Genomic DNA, 19,889 nt, shown 5'->3' on the forward strand with positions numbered 1-19,889 from the left:
CCTCTCCATATTAATTTTTGGGTAATGCGTATTGCTCCTGTAATTCACGCATCTTTTGTTTTTCTTTAGCATCTTCCCCCTTTGAGGGTCTCCATGCTCTAATTTTCATAACTTCAACAAACTTTGTTCCATCTGGTAAACCAGATAATAAAGCGTTAAATTTCTGCCAGTGTAATCTCCCTTGTTCTTCAATCAAATCAATGTTATAAGCTTGCATAAACGATGAAAAAATGTACTCACCATCATATTTGATATTAAACAAAGGTTTATCATCGCTATCTGAGTCATCCTTAGATCTTTTAGGCATTACATTACCCTCAATGTCATATCTATCAACTTCATCAATAGCTCTAGTAACTTGTATGTGTTTCTCAAATACTTCTGCATAGATAGCTAACGCCTCCTCAGTATCCATATCCTTAAAAATCACATCATTAGTTAATTTGGCTAAAGCTAATTTAGGTTTTAGTTCCATTGGGATATGTGCTTTATTCCACATATCAAAAACCCACAAGACCCTGTCAAACGATAATAAAAGCTGATACTCTTTATCTTTAAGTACCAGCTTGTCATCCATTTTTTTGGAAATATCAAACATTATTCAGCAAGATACTTCTTGAAATTTTCATCGTTTCGTTTTTTATCCCATTCTTTTTGAATAGCTGCTGAAATCTGCAAGAAAACATTTAGATAGTTCCATGTGTGTTTGCCTACTGCCTCATAGATTTTTTGTGGAGCATCTGCATCAAATAGAATTTCAAAGAATTCATCAATTAGCGCTTTGATATTAACCCTAATTTCTCGGTCATCCATTTCTTCTTCTTTGTTCTCAAGAACATTTGCTTTTTCCATAAGTTCTTGTGATTTGATGCGTAACTTATCATCTTTTTCATCATCTGATAAGTAATCTAGATGGAACTCACCAAAATTAAAAGTAAGTGCCTTTGTGCCTAAATTAAGATTGATAATATTGTTTGACATGTTATTTTCCTCCAAAATGTCTGTTAGTTAAATGATGGGTTACCCACCAACACCAGCCTCAATAGGCTCTTTAATCCATTTAAGCGTACAGCCAAATTCTTCATACGATGTTGCATCTCCTGCACCTGCTTTGATTTCAGATGCGTTAGCAACTTGTGTATAAGTCTTTTTGTTATCAGCTGTTGTCACTCGATGCCACACACGACGTGCATCACCAGTTTTATATTTCATAGCTGCAATCATCGCTTGAGCTTCATCTTCTGGGTCAAACAAACCCTCAAATGAGTAGCCACCAACAACAGACAATACAGTTTCTTCTGGTGTACCATCTCCATCATAGTAACCAGTGTCATCTGTATCTTCATCTGTTTCATCATCAATAGTTTCAATATACTTAGCTAGGCGTTTCCATGCGCCCTCATCTGGCACTTGAGTTGGGTTCTCAGGGTCAAATGGTGCAATTTCGTGTTTACGCTTGGCGTTTTTATTTCGTGCCATTGAATTATCCTCCTGTAATTTCTAATTTTGCAATTACTTGCATTGAGTAAACAAAGTAACCTTGTTCATCCTTACCATTGATACCGGGTTTATCCACTTTCAACGATAAAAAAGTATAAGAGTTGTCGGTGCTAGGTAAATCAAGGTCAAAATCTGATAAGTCACCATTTAATAGCCAAATAATGTCATTGGCTACTCCATTTGTTTTGCTTTTTACAGCAATTTCAAATGGTAGTGATACCTCCCTAGTACCATCCATGTACTCTTTGTCGATAATTCCACCACTTAGAGCATTGATAACTAAATCATCTTTATCATCCTCAAAATAATCCAGTCTCGCTTTTAGTGGTAAGTCTTTGATGTTGTTAATATGTGCCAGTAGCACATCTTGAAAATTTTTGTTATTCTGCATTATTTAAGCCCCATCGCCTTAACGGCTGTATCTTTCCACTTGTCAAGGTGTTTGTTTTTAGCTTTCACATACCAGTTTTTACCAGTACCTGGTGTTGTGTACTCTCTAAAAGTCACAATGCCATTTGTACCGTAAAAATGTGCTCTAGCATAAACAGTATTCCAGTTGACAGTCTCACCTTGTAAGCCAATGGTTGCACTAGCCCTTAAAGCTCCATCTCTCAACGGTACATAGGCATTTGTGTCTAATAAAATTTGATTAGCCATTGCCTGCCGCCCTCTCCTTACTGCCTCTGGTGATACTTTTTTAGTAACACCTCCAAGGTCAACGTGGGCATGGGTAACAAAGCCTTTAGCCATTAGATAACCTCCACCTCATAACTGAAAATTTTACCGTTAAGGGTATTGACCTCATAACCAGTAACAAGGTAATCACGCACCCCATCATTGACCAACGCACCCAGCCAACTATCATCAACTGTCACATCAATAAATCTGGGGTAAATGAATACTTTTCCGACTTTCTGCCGTGTTTTAGAGTTGTTAGTACCCACAACTTGCACCGACCTATCAAACCTTACTGGCTTAATATCCAATGGGTCAGAGTAGCTTTCATCTCCATAACCATTCTTGCCCGCAACCTTTCGGACAGAAATAGCATCAGTCAATAGCCGTTTATCTATCATAATCAACCCCCACAACTAAGCTAAATCCAGCTTGTTTTAGGGCGTTTTCAGCATCCAAACAAAGGTTGAATTGTTGACCTGCTGAAATACGGTGTTGACTGCCATAATCAATCTTGGTACGACCGATAGATACGCTCGACATGGTTTGTTTTTCATCAGCTGTTGTGATGCCAGAGCTATCCAAATAAGCAATCTGAAAGCCCGTAGCTAGCTTTACAGCAGACTTGCGATAATCTGCCTCTGTCTCAAAGTCAATGTACTGTTGGTAAATGCCTTGAGTATAGAGATTGATAGCAATTTCTGCCCTTTTAGCTAGCTTGTCAAAGTCAGTCACATCATCAAAACCTAAATCATCAACAAACTCATCTTTGGTTAAATAAGACATAGTAACCTCCCTTAAAAACAAAGGGTGTTGCCACCCCTTATTTATTCAACAGCCTCTTCTACTGTTTCAGTATCATCTGCTTTCTTTTTGCGTGTTGTCTTTTTAGGTTTTTCCTCAACAGTTTCATCAACTGAAACAAGGACAGCAGCAACATCTGGAAAAGTTAACTTGAGGTCTTTGTTGACCTTTTCAGCGTAATCAGTTTCAAGCTCAATAACCTCATCGACAATCACGCCTTTACCTAGTGATTTAAAAACTAGATTTTTTGTTGCTTTATAAAGTGCCATTGGTTACCTCCTAGACGACTGTTCCTGTGACTTTAACAACTGCTTTCTTGTTATCATCCAAGATGTAAGTACCACCTTTAGCAGCTGCTTGTAGTTTCACACCATCAAACTCTGTTGCCTCAATAGTACGAGTTGTTGAGATACCAACAAATGGGATAACAATACCATCTGGTGAGAATACAGCAAGCGTACCCTCTTGGAAATATTGAGCTGGTGTTTCTACCAAAGTAAATCCTTTGTAGCGTGCAAGCCCATTGTTATCAATAGATACACTTGAGCCTTTAGCAGAGGTATTGGCTGTCATGTCAATAATCGCATTGTAAAGCTCTGGGCGTAGGTAAATGGTAATTGGTGCAGTTACTTCTTGATTGATGTAGTAAGCATTGACTTTGTTAAACAAGGCTTTTACCTTATCCTCCGTAAAATCAGCAAGTGCCTCTGTTACACCAGCGTTATCAGATAGGAATTTACCAATACGATTATTGATTTTGCGTGTTTGCGCCTCTGATTGCAGTTTCAAACGGTCTGCAATAGCAGCATTAAGGTCATTATTTACTGTGTAACGGTCAAGACCTTCATGGATAGTTAGGGTGTAATCATACTCAACATCAGTATTTTCATACTTGATTTCTGTTAAGTCTCCAAAACGTGAATTGGCTTCAGAACCATCACCAAAACCCCCATCATTTTCACCTGTTTTGTAAGTTCCAATAACTACTGGTGTGTTATTAGTCTTAACAGAGAACGCTTTAGCATTTTCTTGCACACCATCCAAAACTTGGATAGCAGACAAAGCACCAGTAAAGGCTGATTTAACACCAAATACTGTTTGTAAAATACCAGCATATTGCTTTTCATAGCGACGTACTGGGTTATTTTGATTAGTCATGTCTAATCTCCTTTCTTTTATTTACCGTACCCATCAATAATTGCTTGGAATGGGTCAGCATCATTTGTGCCGTTTGCTACTGGATTTCCAGTCGCAACGATATTTGGGTTAGGTTTGTCATCATCTGCCTTGAAAAGATATGGGTCACTTTCCTTTAAACCTGTGATGATGTCATCTAGTTTTGGTTTACCATTTTCATCAAGTTCAATGACATCAACATCAATGAACTTCATCAAGGTTGATGGATTGTGTGCGGTGGTATCTTTCAATGCAAGATTGATAGCATTGACCTTTTGAGTTTGTGCAAGTTCAGCAGCTGCATCCGCTTTGTATTTGTCATATTCAGCTTGCAATTTATCAAGAGCTTCTTTCTGTTCAGCACTTGTATTTGCATCTGCTTTCAACGTTTCAAGCTGTGCCTCTGTGTTTTGCAACTGTGATTTAAGGCTATCTCGCTCTTGTGTGATAGTCTCAAGTTCAGCTTTTGTTGCGTTTAAATCTTTACCATATAAAGCAAACACATCTTTAATCTGTTCTTTTGACAATCCAAGCTCTGATAATGCCTCTGTTGTAAGCCCCATATTTACCTCCTAGTTCTTTTTAAGCGGATAACTCCCGCTAAAAGTAATATTTGATTTACTATTTCAGTTTAATTTGGATTGAATGGGATTTTTTACGGTTTTAGACACAAAAAAGAGAGCTACGATATGTAACCCTCTTGACAATTAAACATATATACGCTCTCTGCTATAATCTCGATTTAGAAAATCATGATTATCAACAAGAACTCTGATTTTACCTTGATAAGCTCTAACTTTAAGCCTTTCAGCCTGTATCAGCTCATCATCACCCATTGTCGTTGCATAGTGTAATCTTTCCTTATGATGCTTAATGTTACGCTCTAAGGCTCTTTGTTTAGCCTCGATACGTGCATTTTCTTCTGCTTGCTCTGGTGTTAGGTCTTTAATATAATCTGGTAACTCTGGAATAGTGTTTACTCCAACTATAAACGGTGTCAGATAATGCCCACAATGGACACCTAAACACCCACCAGCAGTACCAAAGCCATAATCAAGCAAGCTATGGATGGTAATACCTTTTTCTATCCTACCAGCTCCTTTTGTAACAATCTTACCTTGCAATGGGGCGCAAGCAGCCCTAGCACTTGATTTGATTGAGTAGTAAAAGGTGTCAATACCAAGCTCCTCTGCCGGTCTGGTACGCATGTCATTATATACCCTGTAAGTTGTTGTTTTAATGATTGCCCTAGCATAGCTATCTGCCCTCCAATCTCTACCAGCCCTATCTGTAAAACCTGTAAAACCCTTTTTCTGCCATGCCATGATTGTGTCATGTAAAGCTCTGTCACTTGTTTTAGTACCAGATACCACTTGAGCTACTGTCTGTTCTACCACCGACTTAAAAACAGCCTGTATGCTTGCTGGCAAAGTGGAATTGATAAGATTAAGGTCACTTATAGCTTGCTGTGTGTAAGCCTCTAAGGCATCAGTTACACCGTTTCTAACCTCGCAACTAGATGACCTTTTCAAGTCCTCCTCTAGTTGTTGCTTAGTATCTTGATATACCTTTAAGCCCTCGTTTTCAATAACCTCACGCAATAAACTCTCTGCAATTTCTGTACGCTCAACAATGATTTTCAAGTTTTCCTCATTGAGCATGTGCATATCATTTAGCTTCTCGAGTTGCCAAATATAGGGATTTTCTGCAAGGTCAGCATTGCCACGCTCTTTTAATCGTCTAATCATGCTATCAAATAGCTCAATCTGCATCTTAGAGTAAATATCACTCACACCTTGCATATGTAAAGAAAGCTGTTGGTCATTGATGGTTGGGCGTTTCTTTGTATCGCTCATAGTTAAGCCTCACTAACTACCTCATAGGTTTCAGCAAAAATATCTGGCTTACATGGATAAAACTCACCTTTTACACCCTTGATAATATAATCCCCCTTTTGAGCTACCATATCTCCCTCAAGCGTTGGAATGACAACACTTAAATCAGAGCATAATGTATTTTGACCAATAAACTCTCTGATTTCTTCATAGTTTGACCCAATAAACCTAACAGCCTCAATTACAACTGGTTTTTTCTTATACTTCGCCATCTTCTTCTCCTACTGTATCTTTACTGTTTCCTACTGTGTTTTGTGTGTGTTTACTGTATAGGGCAAGCTCTGCATCATTCTCTGGTGGTAGCTCTCCATTGATTTCAGCAAGTTCTTTCTCTGCCTCATCATCTGTAACACCAAGTGTTTTTGCAATACCTCTTTTCTGTGTTGCAAATCCAGCTGCTACCATCTTCATCCAGTAATCAAGCTCTGCATGTCTATCAGTAAACACACCATCATCGAGATTTACTGATATATCATCAAGTTCCGGTATAGTACCTTTATAAATACCAACAGCTTTACCAAGCTCACACATGGACACACAAAGTTCTTTAATAGATTGCTCGACTAAAGCAACAATACTATTTCTCATTTGGTAGGTATCAGAGTTTTCACTTACAATCTCTGTTGCTGTCTTAACACCCTGTCCGTCAAAGGTAAACATGCCGCTTGATACGCCAATCTGCATCTCAAACAATTTAAGACCCTCTGAAATAGCTGAAATATAGTCGGATGACCTAATAGGCGTTGTGAGGTCAACAATACCTCCACTGTCCATGTTACCAGCACTAATCTGCATATAAACATTTTGTTCTACATCAAAACGGCGTTTAAATGCTATCTCTCCATTTTCATTCTGTACCTGTAATTGAGTCAATTGTTGCGGTACAATCACGCGCCGTTGCCCCATCTTAACCTCCCACATGAATTCATCATATGTACGATTGATAAAATCAATGGTAGTTTTAGCATTGTCAAAGATTGATAGACCCAATGGGCTGTTAATATCTTTGTTGTTCATGCCGGGTGTTTTGAGATAAGTAAACAATGGTCGTGACAAGCCTTGTATTGGTGTTACTGGTTGCAAGTCTGGGTATAACTCGCTCAAATTCACACGCTCACCAAGTGTGCTATCAGATGTTGATTTATAAAGCTCATTAGTGATACGGTATAGGCTCTTATCTTTCGTACTGCCCACTTCTTGCCCAGTTGGTGTTACCCACTCATGGAACTCAACAAGTGTATAGTACAAATTCTTTCTATTTTCAGTTTTGATAGTCTTGGTTAAGATAGCAGCACTTGATACATCCTGTGTATTGCTCTGTAATGGCAAAAATACTGGTGCTTGAATAAATGCTACACGTATTTTATCGCCATCAACGTAAGGGCGCATAGCAAGCCCGCCAAGAGCCAATGCACTCTCCAAATACCGCTCAAAGTTCTTGTTAAATCTATCATTCCCTAGCATGTCATTTAGAAAGTCATTAAGCGTGCTATCTTCTACTGTGATTTCTGCCTGCTCATTATAAACAAGGCTAGCAATCTTTTTGGCTGCTGTTCGTGCAATAGGTAAGTGTTGCATCTTTCTACGTTTCCTATCGCCATCTGTGTTGATGTACTCAATGTCATCAAACTTAGACTGATAATAAGATAGATTGTGTTGTATTCTGCTAAATTCTGCTTGTGTAACAGCTACTTTTGGATGGTCAAGGATGCTGTTAAGGTTTGATGTTTCCATGTTATACCTCCCACGGTTGAAAAAGTCTTTTACTTTTTGAATTAGGCTCATGTTTGCCCTCCTTATGAATTACCCACACGCAAACTAAGTATGTTGGCATTGTCTAATATAAAATACTGTGCGACATCGCATGTGTGGTCATCGTCTTTAATGACATTTGGGTTATCAGATTGTATGGTCTTTTCATCCCATCTGTACATTTTGTGTTCTTCAATAAATACCTTGTTATCCTCTGTATTGATATAATAAAATCTACCTTGTGCAAGTAATGATTGGAAAGTATCAATCATTGTTACTTTTTTTAGTTTAGCTACCGGATGCCACCTAATACCAAAATCAAGATACATCTGGTTTCTCAATGCCCCCTCTGCACTATCAATTGTATATTGCAAGATTGGTACTTTATACTTGCTGATAACGGATTGTATAAAGCTATTGATGTCTTGTGATAGTTGGCTAGGTGCTTTCTTTACTGCTTGACCTGCTGGGCTATAGTACCAAGTATCAAATAAGATTACCTTGCCTTTAGCTGTGATACCAAAAGCACAACAAGCGGTGGCTGATTGTTGGTGTCCTCCATCAAGTGCAAAGGATATACCAATAAGCCTATCGTCACTTGGCAAGACATCTAATGGGTGAAATGTACTCATGTTATAAACGTTATTACCAAGACCGACAGCCTCTCCTAAATATAAATACCTATAATAGTCATAGTCGTTTTCTTTGATGCGCTCAATGTCCTCTAGCATCTGATCTGTTACAAACCCTAACTTGTCATCAAGGTAGGTACTAGAGTGGGCTAAATAATTTTGATTAGTCTTGATACTCTCAAACCACTCATTTATCCAACTGTAAGGATTTCTTGGCGGATTGTAAGACCAAAAAAATTGTACAAATTTAGCGCGTGGATGCTTTTGCCGCATAAAGGTCACATTTGACTGGTCAAAATCCTCTTGGTTGCTAAATTCTGCCGCCTCCTCATACCAAACGGCTATGATATTGCCAATGTCGTTTGATTTAAGCTTTTGAAAGTCATCTTGACCATAAAAGTAAAAGGTTGAGCCTGTCTTTTTATGAGTGATTTTAAACGGGCTTACAGTCTTATCAAATCGTCCAGCAGCCCCAAACATACCAATAGCCCACCACACTTTATTAAACACGCTGTCACGAATTGTATTGGCTACCTTACGAATGACAACCACATTGGCTGTCTCCTTAGCTCTGATGTATCTAAGCATCATATACACCAGTTTTAGGACGATTACAGACGATTTAAAAGAGTTCCGCCCACCTTTTAGAACGTTATAAGGCTTTGGCGATACCCATACAGAATTAAAATGGGGATTTATATTATCTTCCTTGATAAAGTTAGGTTTTTTAGAGGTCATCTATCAATCCCTCCAATTCTCCTGCCTGATCATCAATGATGATAATTTCATCATCTTCATCTTTGCCCGTGTTTAATTGTTCTTTTAGTCTAGCCAATTCAAGTTCTAGTTTTTCAGACTGTTTAGCTGTTGGGTAACGTTTTAAGATTTCAGTAATGGCTTTAATAACTGTGGCGTTGTCTGCTTTCTTAGTGTGTCTTTCAACTTTCCCTGTCGTTGGGTTAAGTATCAACACTTCTTCATCTCTCTTACCCCTTGCAATGTCTGACAAGATAGATAAAGCCTCTTTTGCATCCATGATATTTGACTTATGCAGCTCTTGCATCTGTGCATCAATGTATGATTTTATGTCAAGTTTTGACAAGTTTTGACTAGCAATTCTGTTTGCTGTTTTTTCACTGTACCCAGCATTTATAGCAGCTTGAGTTGCATTACCTGTCTTTATGTACTCATCTGCAAAGCGCCTTTGTCTTTCATTCATTCGCTACCTCCTTTCCAACAAAAAAATCACAAGTATTTCTACTCATGATTTCATTTTATATGGTTAAAAAGGGGATGTTTTACCATTGTTTTGGATTTTAGGCACAAAAAAAGCCCCAATTAAGGGGCAAAGATGTAACGCAAGCGTCAGGATTTGAACCTGAGCATCCTCAATCAAGGCGCACTCCCCCTATGCTACTCCTTGCGTTTCTTAATGTAATTATACCACTCTTTATTTACTCTTTCAACCAACTTATGCTCTTTGGTTGTTAGATTTGTACCACCTTTTTTACCAATTTCATACTCCGCATGATTGTAACCATGATGGGTGTGTGGTTTCATACCTTTATGTTCATGGTCTAAATCAATTTGCTTATTTCTTTTATTGCTAGCGTCAAAATAAATGATACTTTTAGGGGCATCTTTCTGTTTGTTAATCAATACATAGACCCTGCCCTTTGTCATAGTTTCCATTGGTGTTTTTGCATTACCACCATTATAACTAATAAATTTAATGTTACCTGCTGTATGTAAGGTGCTATATTCTGTACCGTATTTCTTACCTTTATCACTCATTCCGGAGCTTGCTCCTCTGCCACCCATGTGTCCATCCTTTCTGTTGTGTCATTACCAAAATAAATAACCTCGATACCTTTATAATCATAATCTACCTTACCACCGTATACCAAGATACGCTTAGGACTTAGTTTTTCAATCATGGTATCTACACCATTTTTCCATAAAGAAAAGCGCTCTTTGTTCTTCTTAATACCTATGGTGCTGATTGCTACTGTACTATTATGAGGTAAACCATCAAAGCAAAATCCATAACTTTCTGAGGTTGTCCATGATACGGTTGGTATCACTGTATAACCCCAATTCTGCATCATCTGCCCTATCATTCTTGACCTATACACATTCCATAGTTGCATGGCTATTGGCATATCTGTATATAGGCTAAAGTCTGGAGTAAGCACACAATCAAAACCAGCTAGTTTCTCTATATAAAAATCTGGGCGTTTCCAAACTCTCTCAAACTGATAATCATCCAAGAAAAAATGCACACCTGCTGAATAATTTGGTTTATTCAAGACATAATTAAATCCCTGTAATGTATTTGGTACATGGTCAACTGACTCAAGCATCGGTATATCATGCTTGCCATCTGTGCGCGTGGCATCATAATCTAATAAATTATATTGGTTAATGGTGTTCTGTCTGTGATACGGTTTTAAATCACCCATACTATCCCCCTAATAAAAAACTATGTACCTTGATTATAGATACATAGGATAGGGGCTTTTTACGGTTATTTAGACAATGGTATGTGTTTATAAGTTGAAACAAAATACTTATCAAACCATTTATTGATGTAAGAGTAAGCTGGGCTAGGACTTAGATATAAAATTTTATGACACGCGCCAATGACATTGATATTTTCAAATACATAAACCTCTTTTATTACTTTCAACAATTTTTTATCTGATTTTCTGATATATTCATCCGTTACACTTTTCAGATTAACTAAAAAAGCTGATTGTTCAATGTTATTTTCTAAAAAAGCCTCATGTATCTTTTGTTCGAGTATTGTTCTTTGTGGGTTTTTCTTATCTCTCAAAAAATACCACTTGAGCCAATTGATTTCTCTACGATGTATAACCGATAGGCGCTCTATTTTCTTTTTAGTCATCTGCTACCTTTATAAATTGTACACTTTTAATAAATTTAGGATTTAATAAAATATCTCTATCTTCCCCTAAAATAACTGTATGCCCATTATTCATTTGAGATATAATTTTATCTCTAATATTTTCTAATTTGACATCATCTTGATGAAATACCTGCGCTTTAAATCCATCACACTTGACATAAACTTTAATCATACAAACCTCCTATGTCATCATAACTTGAATATATTATATTTTCAGCACAATCGTCACAAAACAAACCTTGTACTAACTCATGCACCATCTCATGACAATAAAAACATTCTTGAGAATATAAAGTCATGTCTTCCACTCCTCAATGTCAAACACTAGCCTATAATGCCCCTTTTCTTCACTCAAACCACCATAGACAAATGACAGCTTTTTAATAACCTTGTGATTATCATCTGTCCAAATACCTGCATCAGTCATGCCATCAATAATAGCTTTTACTGTCGGATATAAATTGGGTGGGTCTAGCTTTGACTTGGTAGGGCTGTAAATTGTAACTGTAACCTCACAAGGAATTGAGGAGCTAAAAGCAGCCCTCTTTTTATCCTTTGTTGCCAAAGTGTGCCAATAAGCAAAAACTCTAATACGCTTGGTTATTTTGGCTTTATCAACATTATGAAATCTATCATTGCTATTAACAACCATATTTAGAGCTTTTAACTTTGTGTTGCGTGGCAGAGAAAACTCAAATTTCATTCAATGCTCCTGATTTGGTTTTTAGCCAAATCAAATACCTTTATTGCATACTCGAAACCAGTTATAAAGAAATCTTGGTATGTTTTTTCTTCTCCTTGTGGCATCTGATGATACTCAAGGCGCATCTCCTTAGCTGCTTGTGTATAGGCATTTTCCAAAAAGTTTATACTTCTTAACATTTCCTTTTTTTCACGCTCAAGGCGTTTTTTCTTTTGTCGTTTATTCATTTTTTAATTCCTCCTTCGGCGGCTCTGGCAATGCCATCCAATAGATAACATCCTCATCAATATTTTCAAATCCTACACCATATGGTCCAAAATCATCCCAAGTGTCAATGTTAATACGACCATTAGCATAGACCAATACCTGCTCCCCAATGTCTGGTGTTTGACTATCCCACATAAAATCGTAGTCTGAATATAGTTCTTTTTCTTCATTAGTTAGCACTCTGGTTGTTAATTTATTCCATTTCATTTTCAAACTCCTCTGATTTAGCAATTCCGTAGATTACAACATTCATTTTTTACCTCTCCTAATAATTATTTCAAATGGATAATCAACTAAGTTAGTTGTCATTCCAAAACTAACCTCTTTCAGGTTTTCTTTTCTGACAAGCTCAACCACACTCTCAACAATCTTCTTACCTGTTAAAAGTTGCATCTCAACTGCATTGGCATCATTATTCATTAGTTACCTCTCTAGTAAGATGTTCTTCACCCTCTTAAATTCATCTTGGGATAACTGTAATGTATTGCTCCCATCTAGGAATGGTGTCTTAACTTCTAAAATGTTGAAATCATACGATAACCTCGTAATTTCATCCACTGCTAAAGCAACTGTCCACTCAGCACCACCGCTTAGGTAAGTTACCTTGATAAATTCATGTTTCATTTTCAACTACCTCTTTCTGTCAAATAATCTGGGGCATCATCGCCAATATTGATACTGTCATATTGCTCTTTTGTCACAAGAAACTTACCATAAGCTCCTATAGTAACTGTGTGATGACCGTTAACAACTGATTTATCTGTTACTGTACCAATAAGATTGCCACCAGCATTATCCACTTGATAGATGATAACTGGCTTTCTTTTCTCAAGCTCATGTACCCGGTTTTGTAAATCCATAATTAGATAAGAGCTTACAACAAAGGTACCTACCAATATGAGCGATAAAAATTTTACAGCATCTTTCATCTTACGCCCCTATCAATATTTTAATAGCAGTATAAATCAAACCAATAGCATAGGCATCAGCAATAAACCAAGCTATAGTAGCAGATTTATCCTCTTTGTAAGTTTTGCTACTTGTAACAAAAATCAGAATGGCAAGGAGTAAGCAAGCGCTGATGACCATAAGTTTTAGAAATCCATCCATGCTAATACCTCAAATAGTTTACTTTATAAAGTTCAGAGTTTCTACCTAATTTACCTCTGAAACGTTCAGCCTCTTTCTTTGTTTTGAATTCATGCTTTTCATATTTGATGGTATCTCCACGCCCTTTAATTGGTATCTGTACTACCCAACACATGCTATTTACCACCTAACTTTTCAGCTGCTACTGGGTTTTTAGTTTCTTTAGTCATTGTTATTTCCTCCAAATTTTAAGCTAATACTGTAATGTGTTTTTGGTCTGCTAGTTGCTCTTTTAGATAGGCTGCAATGTTCCCTACTGCATCAGCCACCCAACGCTTACCATCTGCCTCAAATAAAGCCATATTTGCTTGCTTATCAATCCTAAAGACAAATAGGCTTGCTGGTTGTTCAACCTCGCTAAATGTACGATATGGGCGCAAAGTAACTGGGTTTGGCGCTTTACCTTTAGCAAGACTTGCTACACCTGTTTTTACAGTTGCCACTTGAGATACCCCATTATCTTCAATTTCAGCACCATTCTCAATTTTCAATGCGCTAGCAAACTCTAGTAATGTTCCACGGTCATTGTCATCAATAAAGTTTGATTGCAACATGATATTAAATTGTTCTGATGATAGGAAACGCCCAAAAGACAACTCTGGAATGCGTGCTTTGACAGCGACAAGCAATGTACGATGTTCTAATTCATCATTTTCCGACCATACACAAACTTCATCGTTTTTCTCAACTGAAACAATCAAGCGTTGCTTTTTCAAATCGTTTAGGTCTGTCTTTAGGTAATCAACAAGACTTGTCAATGTTGATAGCTCAAGTGTTCTTGGATAGCGCTTAGGGTCAAGCTCTTTTAGGTTGAATTTGTTAGCATCGTAATACTCTGTACCATCTGCTGCTGTTAGAATTTCCAAACCATGCTCATTTAGTTCTACTGCGTATTCCAATGCTGCTTTAAGATTTTCTGTTGTCATATTATTTACCTACTTTCTTTTTATTAAAATCAATAATGTCTGGTTGTGGTGTTTCTTGCTCAACTTCATCTACCGATTGTCCAATGTCTGTAAGGATTTCTCCGTTTTCATCAAAATACATTTGACCAGGTACTGTACTTTTTAATTCGTTAGCATGCACTTGCCCTGTATCTAAATCACGACCAACAAGAATTGTAGTAGCTACTCCATTTTGTGGGGCAAGCTTTGATTTTACCTCCATAGTCGTATCTACTACTGTACGTTCTTCATTAGAGGACATAGTAAGCGTGACTGTTATTTTTCGTTTTGCTTTAGCCTCTGTGTTGAGGTCTAAGATGTTATCAAAGACTTTCTCAAGCTCATTATCTAGCTTTTCTTGTAGCCCACCCTCTGCGATATGGGATAGGTCAAGCCCAATTAGTTTCTTTTCCATGATGTTCCTCCACTATTTCAAAAGATTTTGCAACTTATGCAATTTTTCTTGACTTTCAAGTAATTCTGTATACGTTTCTGCATTTAGAATGACATAGCCAGCCAAATCACTGCCAATAGGTAACTTATCATTTGGAAATAACTCAATTTGCCCCGGTAAGTCATCAATTGCAATCCCTTCAAAAGACTGTTGCTCTGTTTCCTTTTTCTTCTTAGTAAAAGTATTTGTGATAACTTCAATTTCTGTGTCATCACTTAAAAATACAGAAACATGAGTATTCAAAGCCTCAGCGAAAGCATCAATTTCCTCTAATGTTGGAGACGTAACATTTCTTTCAATATCACTTACTCTATTTTGAGAAATACCAACCATTGGGGCTATATCGTATTGAGTAAGTCCAGCATCTTTGCGAATGTTTCGCATTTTTATGCCATCAAATACTTTCATTTGTAAACCTCCCCACCATTTGTGTACCATTTGTTGACAATCACATGCCTTGCAATCTCACATTGTATTTGTGGATGTTGGTAATGAGATACCTTTGCTTTGTGCTTTTTGATAGCCTGCAAAGCATAAATTGTAATCATGCCTGCCCATGTAATAGATATGAGAACAGTAAGTGTCATAATAAGCTCAATTTTTGTCATTTTTTTCTGTGTCCTTTTCAAATTGGTTTAATACAGTCTGAAATATATCTAAAAGTAACTTTTGAGGTATATTAGACCGCTCATTGTATGATTTTGAGAAATTACCCCATTCAACCTCTGCTGGATTTATTTCATTATTAAGATTTAGAAAAAGGTTACTTGCAAATTTTGTAGGTTTTTGCAAAGGGTAATCATAGTTGTTGTATCGTGTTGGGTTTTTATAAGGTAAATGAAACCCTATAATTTGCTCAATGTATTTCCACAAGCGCCCTGTAGCTGGATTTTCGATTATCCAATATTTTGGCTGATAACGTTTAATGATTCCAATAGTGTTAAACGCACATAGCTCTCCATTAACACGTTTCATAAACTGCCTATCATACTGATAGTTGTGGTAAGCATCTTCATAATCTTTACTCGTTCTGATTGTAAACATGCTAGGGGGAATTTGAGGTTCAAACAAGCTATCTGATAAATCTTCCTGTTTCCAACAAGCATTGCCATTTGCAATTGCACTAGCATTTGACCAACTTTCACAAGGTGGGCTAGCTATTATTAAATCTGGATGGGGTAGCTCGTCAAGTGTATCAAATAGCTTGTTATCACCAAATAACCGTGAATAATCAGCAAGATTGAGGGGGATAAAATGATTGTTCTTATTTTCTATGTCAATACCTATGGGATATACTTCAATCTTCGCCCCCCCTGAACTATTTATGGTGTTGATAGCCTTAGTATATGAGCCATTACCACTATCAAACAGCGCCCATACTATCATTTTCTACACACTGTCACCCTCTCATCTTGTTTCTAATAGTGAAAGAGTGTTTTGGTGGTGCATCCTCAAAGACATCTTGAAACTCTTTATTGATTTTACGGATATTGAAAGGCTCGTAAGCGTGGAAATAATATCCATGCTCATCAAGTTCACCCTCAAAACCAGTTGCCCAACTCAAAAATACTGGCTGTCTGCACGTTGGGCAAGTAACAGCTTTTCTATGCGGTGCTGTTTTTAAAATCTTACAAAATCCACAATATGGACATTGTAAATCAACTTTTACTCTCTTCATCTGATTACTCCTGTACTATTTCTTTCAACATTGCCTTTAACTGTTTGTATCGTTCTGATTGTTTTAACAACTCGTCATACACTGACTTATCAATAACAACTTTTTCGCTATTTCCAATAAAATCATGATATTCAAAACCCATTTCTTGTAAAATGTTCATAATTGCAGTTAATTTTACAAGACTAATTTTTATCTCCCCGCGTTCCCAGCGTTGATAAGTCCTTATATTTACACCTAAAGCCTTTGAAAATTCTGCTTGAGTTTTCTTTTTTTGACTTTCTAAATACCTGTAATTTTTCATGAAATTCCATCTCAATACTCCTGTTTTAGAAAGGTAAATCTGAATCATCAATATCCATAGGATTTGTAGTCTGCCCTTGGAAAAATGAGCCTTGTTGTGATTGACTATCAAATGGTGATTGATAGCCACCTTGGTTGTTTCCATTTTGGAAATTACCACCTTGATTGCTGTAGTTTTGTTGTTGACCTCCAAAGTTTCCTTTGCTTTGGCTGTTTGGCTGCTGGTTATAATTACCTTGATTATTGTTATTTCTGCTTTGATTGTTCTGTGGGGCGTAACCATTGATAGCGGTAATAACTACTTGTGGATATTTGTTCCCATCATGTTCATTTAGTCTGTAATATCCAGAAACGGTTACTAAATTTCCAGAGTTATCATAGAGAATATCCCCTAACTCTCCAAATGCAATAACACCAATATAGCCACTTTTATAATTTCCATTTTCATCCTTACCGTTGTTAAAACTCATGGATGCTGTGCAATAGTTAATTTCTTTGCGGTTATAGTCGCTGTTGAAATTGACGTAACCCCTATTAGTAATCTCCATCTTGCACCTCCAAAATATCAACATCAGTAATAGTTGGATCATCCAACATAAAATCATCCTCGATTGATTTATGTGCAATTATTGCTGCCATATATGGATTATTAGCCATTACTTCCATTCCAAGGTCAAGTTGTTTCTCTGGATAATCATCAATAACGCCACATACGTAATATTTTTTTAATTCACCATCATACTTTTTCATCTTCCCTCTCCTTTAAATCAGCAGCTTTAACAAATACACCATCTACCATTTTTCCTTGACGGTCTTTGATTTCATTCCATGCCAATTCAAGGCATTCTGTCAATGTCAAATCAAATTTCTTTGCTACAAACATTAGATAAATAGCAATATTACGGATGCTTAATTGAATTCGACTACGTGAGTTAATACGACTTAAACGTGTTGAAATATCAATCAAACTGTTAGCAATCAATCCGATTTCTTTTGCGATGTGCAAGTAAAGCACTTCTACTGACCACTCATCCAAGTAATAATAATTGTGTTGCCCATTTTCATCTGGATTAATAGTTAGAGAGATTTTAGATAACTCCATTTGTTGGGCTAAAATAGTTAAAACAACCACCATATCCCCAATACTATCAGCTACCTTTTCCTTATCCTTGCGTACTGTTGCATCGTTAAGCTCTCCCCATTCTTCATTGAGTTTGAGCATTTGAGATAATGGGCTCGCCTTATCAATCTCTTTTGCTGATGACCAGCCTTTTACATTTTCAATTAATTCATTAAATGTCATTAGATACCTCCTAAAGTTTCAAAACTAATAAAGTTATCCTCAAGATATTCTTTGAGTTGGTCTAGTTGCGGCTTACCTCCATGCAAAGTCAATAGCATTGTGACTTTCATTGGCTCGCTAGGCTCAAATTTTGGTACTTCTGGTGCTGTATTTTGTGCTTGAGGTGTAATCGGTGTACTTTCCAAAATCTCGCCTGTATCAGCATCATATGCCTTGATATTTGAGTTGGCTTGTTCTTGTGCCATACGTTCAATTTCTGCTTTGCGCTCTGCCTCTGCTTTAGCTTGAGCCTCTTGTTGCTCTTTGTGTAAAGCAATAGCATCTCGGTCACTTTTCATGATTTTCAAAACATCTACTAGTGATTTACCATCTTCAAGGTCTCTAATATAGCCATCTGCTAGCAAGTTGTATTCTTGAGCGTGTTCTCGGATAGCTTGCTTATTAGCTTTGTACTGCTCAAGTGCATCAAATTCAGCAAGTACCAACTTATCCATCTCATCAAGAGTATCTTTCTTCAACTCAAATTTTCCAGATTTGAATTTATCTGATTTTGCATAGTTATCATACTTGCTTTCAAAAAGTGATTTTTCCAGCCCAGCCACCATACACTTGTCTTCAAAGGTTGCACGGACAACATCTAAACGCAACATTCTCTTATGTTCATCAACAGCGTTAATCCCTACTGTCATGATTTTTGTGACATCCTCAATTGGTTTAATAACCTTTTCTTTTAGCCAGATTTCCGTATCTTTTACTGGCTCATTAGCCATACGATTTAAATCTTTACGCTGGTTGTCAAGCCCTTGTATTAGCTTATTAAAACGTGTACGTTCATCATAAACTGATTTGTAATTTTCTGCAGTCACCTCTCGACCGCTATACTGTGCAACAGCGGCGGCTACTTGTGCCTCAATAGCCTCACGGTCAATGTTAATTACTGCTGGTTGAAAATCTACCTTGATTTCTGTCAAGGTGCTATTGGTTACATCTTTTGTCATTCTTTTTATGCTCCTTGTTTTGCGTATGCTTTTTGAATTTGTCCGTTGAGATATTCCATCACTAAGTTATAACCGTCAACTGGTACTTGATGGAAATCTTGAATTTGGTATTTACTCAATACAAAACTTGCGACGGTATCAAATGGTGCACCTTTAACTGTCGCAAATTCTTGAATAGATTTGTAAATCTCTTGGTACTGAATGTTGTCAATATATCTGACTTGATTTTGTTGCTGTGCCTGTTGGTTGTTTGGCTGCTGTTGCTGGTTAGCTTGATTTTGTTTTGATGGCTGTTTCTTACCTTGATTTTTATTGTTTTGTTGTTGATACTCATCACTATCAGCATCTTTATTATCATCAATCAAGAAAAGACCGCTTAAAGCATATTTTCTAGCATAACTTGATGCTGCACCAGTAATCTGTGAACCATCCATACCCTTTTTATTTTCTTCTTCTCTTGCTCTTGCTTTAACTGTGATTTCTTCATCAGTTTCAACATCTGCAAAAACAATAGTAGCTACAAGGTAATAGCGTTCTCCGATATGCTCAATGTAATCATCTTTACAGTAGCAAATGGTATTATTATCAACTAGCAATGGTTTCAGAGCCTCCATAATATCCTCAGCGTTACGATAGCTGAACTTACCAAAGTTGTTATATTGTCCTTTGGGAGCTTTTAAGTCTCGCTGGATATTCAGCAACTTTTTTCTTAGTGTTTCTGCCATGCTAT

38 protein-coding genes and 1 tRNA gene are annotated in these 19,889 nt (G+C 37.0%); all 39 read right to left on the reverse strand.

Going from position 1 to position 19,889, the window contains the following annotated elements; genetic code table 11:
- Positions 1-10: 10 nt before the first annotated feature.
- The 39 genes from G574_RS0105570 to G574_RS0105765 all read right to left on the reverse strand — a co-directional run bounded on the left by G574_RS0105570 (position 11) and on the right by G574_RS0105765 (position 19,884).
- The gene (locus tag G574_RS0105570) at positions 11-598 is read right to left on the reverse strand and encodes a Gp15 family bacteriophage protein (protein ID WP_029691333.1); all 588 of its coding nucleotides are present in this window, start codon (positions 596-598) and stop codon (positions 11-13) included.
- Positions 598-981 carry a hypothetical protein gene (locus G574_RS0105575; RefSeq protein ID WP_029691334.1) on the reverse strand — a complete coding sequence of 128 codons (384 nt, stop codon included), beginning with the start codon at positions 979-981 and terminating at the stop codon, positions 598-600. Before G574_RS0105575 ends, G574_RS0105570 begins: the two co-directional genes overlap by 1 nt.
- 39 nt (positions 982-1,020) lie before the next feature.
- Positions 1,021-1,479 carry a phage tail tube protein gene (locus tag G574_RS0105580; protein ID WP_029691335.1) on the reverse strand — a complete coding sequence of 153 codons (459 nt, stop codon included), beginning with the start codon at positions 1,477-1,479 and terminating at the stop codon, positions 1,021-1,023.
- Between the two features lie 4 nt (positions 1,480-1,483).
- Complete coding sequence (locus G574_RS0105585; protein ID WP_029691336.1) at positions 1,484-1,891, reverse strand: minor capsid protein; 408 nt, start codon at positions 1,889-1,891, stop codon at positions 1,484-1,486.
- Positions 1,891-2,250 carry a minor capsid protein gene (locus tag G574_RS0105590; RefSeq protein WP_029691337.1) on the reverse strand — a complete coding sequence of 120 codons (360 nt, stop codon included), beginning with the start codon at positions 2,248-2,250 and terminating at the stop codon, positions 1,891-1,893. Before G574_RS0105590 ends, G574_RS0105585 begins: the two co-directional genes overlap by 1 nt.
- Positions 2,250-2,576 (reverse strand): putative minor capsid protein, encoded by a 327-nt coding sequence (locus G574_RS0105595; RefSeq protein ID WP_029691338.1) that lies wholly within the window; start codon positions 2,574-2,576, stop codon positions 2,250-2,252. The genes G574_RS0105590 and G574_RS0105595 overlap by 1 nt, the downstream gene beginning before the upstream one ends.
- Positions 2,566-2,961: a hypothetical protein gene (locus tag G574_RS0105600; RefSeq protein ID WP_029691339.1), complete on the reverse strand. Its 396-nt coding sequence runs from the start codon at positions 2,959-2,961 to the stop codon at positions 2,566-2,568. Before G574_RS0105600 ends, G574_RS0105595 begins: the two co-directional genes overlap by 11 nt.
- 41 nt (positions 2,962-3,002) lie before the next feature.
- Complete coding sequence (locus G574_RS0105605) at positions 3,003-3,248, reverse strand: hypothetical protein (protein ID WP_029691340.1); 246 nt, start codon at positions 3,246-3,248, stop codon at positions 3,003-3,005.
- A gap of 10 nt (positions 3,249-3,258) precedes the next feature.
- A complete protein-coding gene (locus G574_RS0105610) occupies positions 3,259-4,137 on the reverse strand; it encodes a hypothetical protein (protein WP_029691341.1) in 879 nt (292 codons plus the stop codon).
- Positions 4,138-4,154: 17 nt separating this feature from the next.
- Positions 4,155-4,718 (reverse strand): phage scaffolding protein, encoded by a 564-nt coding sequence (locus G574_RS0105615; RefSeq protein WP_029691342.1) that lies wholly within the window; start codon positions 4,716-4,718, stop codon positions 4,155-4,157.
- Between the two features lie 144 nt (positions 4,719-4,862).
- Positions 4,863-6,011 (reverse strand): phage minor capsid protein, encoded by a 1,149-nt coding sequence (locus G574_RS0105620; RefSeq protein WP_029691343.1) that lies wholly within the window; start codon positions 6,009-6,011, stop codon positions 4,863-4,865.
- Between the two features lie 2 nt (positions 6,012-6,013).
- On the reverse strand, positions 6,014-6,262 hold the full coding sequence (locus tag G574_RS0105625; RefSeq protein WP_029691344.1) for a hypothetical protein: 249 nt from the start codon (positions 6,260-6,262) through the stop codon (positions 6,014-6,016).
- Entirely contained in the window at positions 6,249-7,835 is a 1,587-nt protein-coding gene (locus G574_RS0105630) for a phage portal protein (RefSeq protein WP_029691345.1), read from the reverse strand. The genes G574_RS0105625 and G574_RS0105630 overlap by 14 nt, the downstream gene beginning before the upstream one ends.
- 11 nt (positions 7,836-7,846) lie before the next feature.
- On the reverse strand, positions 7,847-9,172 hold the full coding sequence (locus G574_RS0105635; RefSeq protein WP_029691346.1) for a PBSX family phage terminase large subunit: 1,326 nt from the start codon (positions 9,170-9,172) through the stop codon (positions 7,847-7,849).
- Positions 9,162-9,653, reverse strand: a complete 492-nt coding sequence (locus tag G574_RS0105640) for a terminase small subunit (protein WP_029691347.1) — start codon at positions 9,651-9,653, stop codon at positions 9,162-9,164. The genes G574_RS0105635 and G574_RS0105640 overlap by 11 nt, the downstream gene beginning before the upstream one ends.
- A gap of 138 nt (positions 9,654-9,791) precedes the next feature.
- A tRNA-OTHER gene (locus tag G574_RS11525) sits at positions 9,792-9,858 on the reverse strand.
- Positions 9,848-10,228: a hypothetical protein gene (locus G574_RS0105645; protein ID WP_084677580.1), complete on the reverse strand. Its 381-nt coding sequence runs from the start codon at positions 10,226-10,228 to the stop codon at positions 9,848-9,850. Before G574_RS0105645 ends, G574_RS11525 begins: the two co-directional genes overlap by 11 nt.
- The gene (locus tag G574_RS0105650; RefSeq protein ID WP_029691349.1) at positions 10,225-10,896 is read right to left on the reverse strand and encodes a DUF4417 domain-containing protein; all 672 of its coding nucleotides are present in this window, start codon (positions 10,894-10,896) and stop codon (positions 10,225-10,227) included. Before G574_RS0105650 ends, G574_RS0105645 begins: the two co-directional genes overlap by 4 nt.
- A 65-nt stretch (positions 10,897-10,961) precedes the next feature.
- The gene (locus tag G574_RS0105655; protein WP_029691350.1) at positions 10,962-11,342 is read right to left on the reverse strand and encodes a hypothetical protein; all 381 of its coding nucleotides are present in this window, start codon (positions 11,340-11,342) and stop codon (positions 10,962-10,964) included.
- Positions 11,335-11,535 carry a hypothetical protein gene (locus G574_RS0105660; protein WP_029691351.1) on the reverse strand — a complete coding sequence of 67 codons (201 nt, stop codon included), beginning with the start codon at positions 11,533-11,535 and terminating at the stop codon, positions 11,335-11,337. The genes G574_RS0105655 and G574_RS0105660 overlap by 8 nt, the downstream gene beginning before the upstream one ends.
- A gap of 123 nt (positions 11,536-11,658) precedes the next feature.
- Complete coding sequence (locus tag G574_RS0105670; RefSeq protein ID WP_029691352.1) at positions 11,659-12,066, reverse strand: RusA family crossover junction endodeoxyribonuclease; 408 nt, start codon at positions 12,064-12,066, stop codon at positions 11,659-11,661.
- Positions 12,063-12,293, reverse strand: coding sequence for a hypothetical protein (locus tag G574_RS0105675; RefSeq protein ID WP_029691353.1), 231 nt, complete (start codon positions 12,291-12,293; stop codon positions 12,063-12,065). Before G574_RS0105675 ends, G574_RS0105670 begins: the two co-directional genes overlap by 4 nt.
- A complete protein-coding gene (locus tag G574_RS0105680) occupies positions 12,286-12,540 on the reverse strand; it encodes a phage protein (protein ID WP_029691354.1) in 255 nt (84 codons plus the stop codon). Before G574_RS0105680 ends, G574_RS0105675 begins: the two co-directional genes overlap by 8 nt.
- Before the next feature lie 42 nt (positions 12,541-12,582).
- The gene (locus G574_RS11530; RefSeq protein WP_156828109.1) at positions 12,583-12,753 is read right to left on the reverse strand and encodes a hypothetical protein; all 171 of its coding nucleotides are present in this window, start codon (positions 12,751-12,753) and stop codon (positions 12,583-12,585) included.
- Between the two features lie 3 nt (positions 12,754-12,756).
- Complete coding sequence (locus G574_RS0105690; protein ID WP_029691355.1) at positions 12,757-12,957, reverse strand: hypothetical protein; 201 nt, start codon at positions 12,955-12,957, stop codon at positions 12,757-12,759.
- A gap of 2 nt (positions 12,958-12,959) precedes the next feature.
- Positions 12,960-13,262: a DUF1372 family protein gene (locus tag G574_RS0105695; RefSeq protein ID WP_029691356.1), complete on the reverse strand. Its 303-nt coding sequence runs from the start codon at positions 13,260-13,262 to the stop codon at positions 12,960-12,962.
- A 1-nt stretch (position 13,263) separates the two neighbouring features.
- Positions 13,264-13,443 carry a hypothetical protein gene (locus G574_RS0105700; RefSeq protein ID WP_029691357.1) on the reverse strand — a complete coding sequence of 60 codons (180 nt, stop codon included), beginning with the start codon at positions 13,441-13,443 and terminating at the stop codon, positions 13,264-13,266.
- 227 nt (positions 13,444-13,670) lie between these two features.
- Positions 13,671-14,408: a hypothetical protein gene (locus G574_RS0105710; RefSeq protein ID WP_029691358.1), complete on the reverse strand. Its 738-nt coding sequence runs from the start codon at positions 14,406-14,408 to the stop codon at positions 13,671-13,673.
- A 1-nt stretch (position 14,409) separates the two neighbouring features.
- Positions 14,410-14,841 carry a hypothetical protein gene (locus G574_RS0105715; protein WP_029691359.1) on the reverse strand — a complete coding sequence of 144 codons (432 nt, stop codon included), beginning with the start codon at positions 14,839-14,841 and terminating at the stop codon, positions 14,410-14,412.
- A gap of 12 nt (positions 14,842-14,853) precedes the next feature.
- A complete protein-coding gene (locus G574_RS0105720) occupies positions 14,854-15,288 on the reverse strand; it encodes a helix-turn-helix domain-containing protein (RefSeq protein WP_029691360.1) in 435 nt (144 codons plus the stop codon).
- Complete coding sequence (locus G574_RS0105725) at positions 15,285-15,467, reverse strand: hypothetical protein (protein WP_425423282.1); 183 nt, start codon at positions 15,465-15,467, stop codon at positions 15,285-15,287. Before G574_RS0105725 ends, G574_RS0105720 begins: the two co-directional genes overlap by 4 nt.
- A 7-nt stretch (positions 15,468-15,474) precedes the next feature.
- Positions 15,475-16,266, reverse strand: a complete 792-nt coding sequence (locus G574_RS0105730; protein ID WP_029691362.1) for a DNA cytosine methyltransferase — start codon at positions 16,264-16,266, stop codon at positions 15,475-15,477.
- Positions 16,267-16,279: 13 nt separating this feature from the next.
- Entirely contained in the window at positions 16,280-16,558 is a 279-nt protein-coding gene (locus G574_RS0105735) for a hypothetical protein (protein WP_029691363.1), read from the reverse strand.
- Positions 16,559-16,562: 4 nt separating this feature from the next.
- Positions 16,563-16,859, reverse strand: coding sequence for a helix-turn-helix domain-containing protein (locus G574_RS10820; protein WP_169343461.1), 297 nt, complete (start codon positions 16,857-16,859; stop codon positions 16,563-16,565).
- A 25-nt stretch (positions 16,860-16,884) separates the two neighbouring features.
- On the reverse strand, positions 16,885-17,406 hold the full coding sequence (locus G574_RS0105745; protein ID WP_029691364.1) for a single stranded DNA-binding domain-containing protein: 522 nt from the start codon (positions 17,404-17,406) through the stop codon (positions 16,885-16,887).
- Positions 17,393-17,608, reverse strand: a complete 216-nt coding sequence (locus G574_RS0105750; protein ID WP_029691365.1) for a hypothetical protein — start codon at positions 17,606-17,608, stop codon at positions 17,393-17,395. The genes G574_RS0105745 and G574_RS0105750 overlap by 14 nt, the downstream gene beginning before the upstream one ends.
- The gene (locus G574_RS0105755) at positions 17,595-18,161 is read right to left on the reverse strand and encodes a MazG-like family protein (protein WP_029691366.1); all 567 of its coding nucleotides are present in this window, start codon (positions 18,159-18,161) and stop codon (positions 17,595-17,597) included. Before G574_RS0105755 ends, G574_RS0105750 begins: the two co-directional genes overlap by 14 nt.
- On the reverse strand, positions 18,161-19,159 hold the full coding sequence (locus G574_RS0105760; RefSeq protein WP_029691367.1) for a DUF1351 domain-containing protein: 999 nt from the start codon (positions 19,157-19,159) through the stop codon (positions 18,161-18,163). Before G574_RS0105760 ends, G574_RS0105755 begins: the two co-directional genes overlap by 1 nt.
- Before the next feature lie 5 nt (positions 19,160-19,164).
- Positions 19,165-19,884 carry an ERF family protein gene (locus G574_RS0105765; RefSeq protein WP_029691368.1) on the reverse strand — a complete coding sequence of 240 codons (720 nt, stop codon included), beginning with the start codon at positions 19,882-19,884 and terminating at the stop codon, positions 19,165-19,167.
- Positions 19,885-19,889 lie beyond the last annotated feature (5 nt).

The organism is Streptococcus hyovaginalis DSM 12219, assembly GCF_000420785.1.
Taxonomy (GTDB): domain Bacteria; phylum Bacillota; class Bacilli; order Lactobacillales; family Streptococcaceae; genus Streptococcus; species Streptococcus hyovaginalis.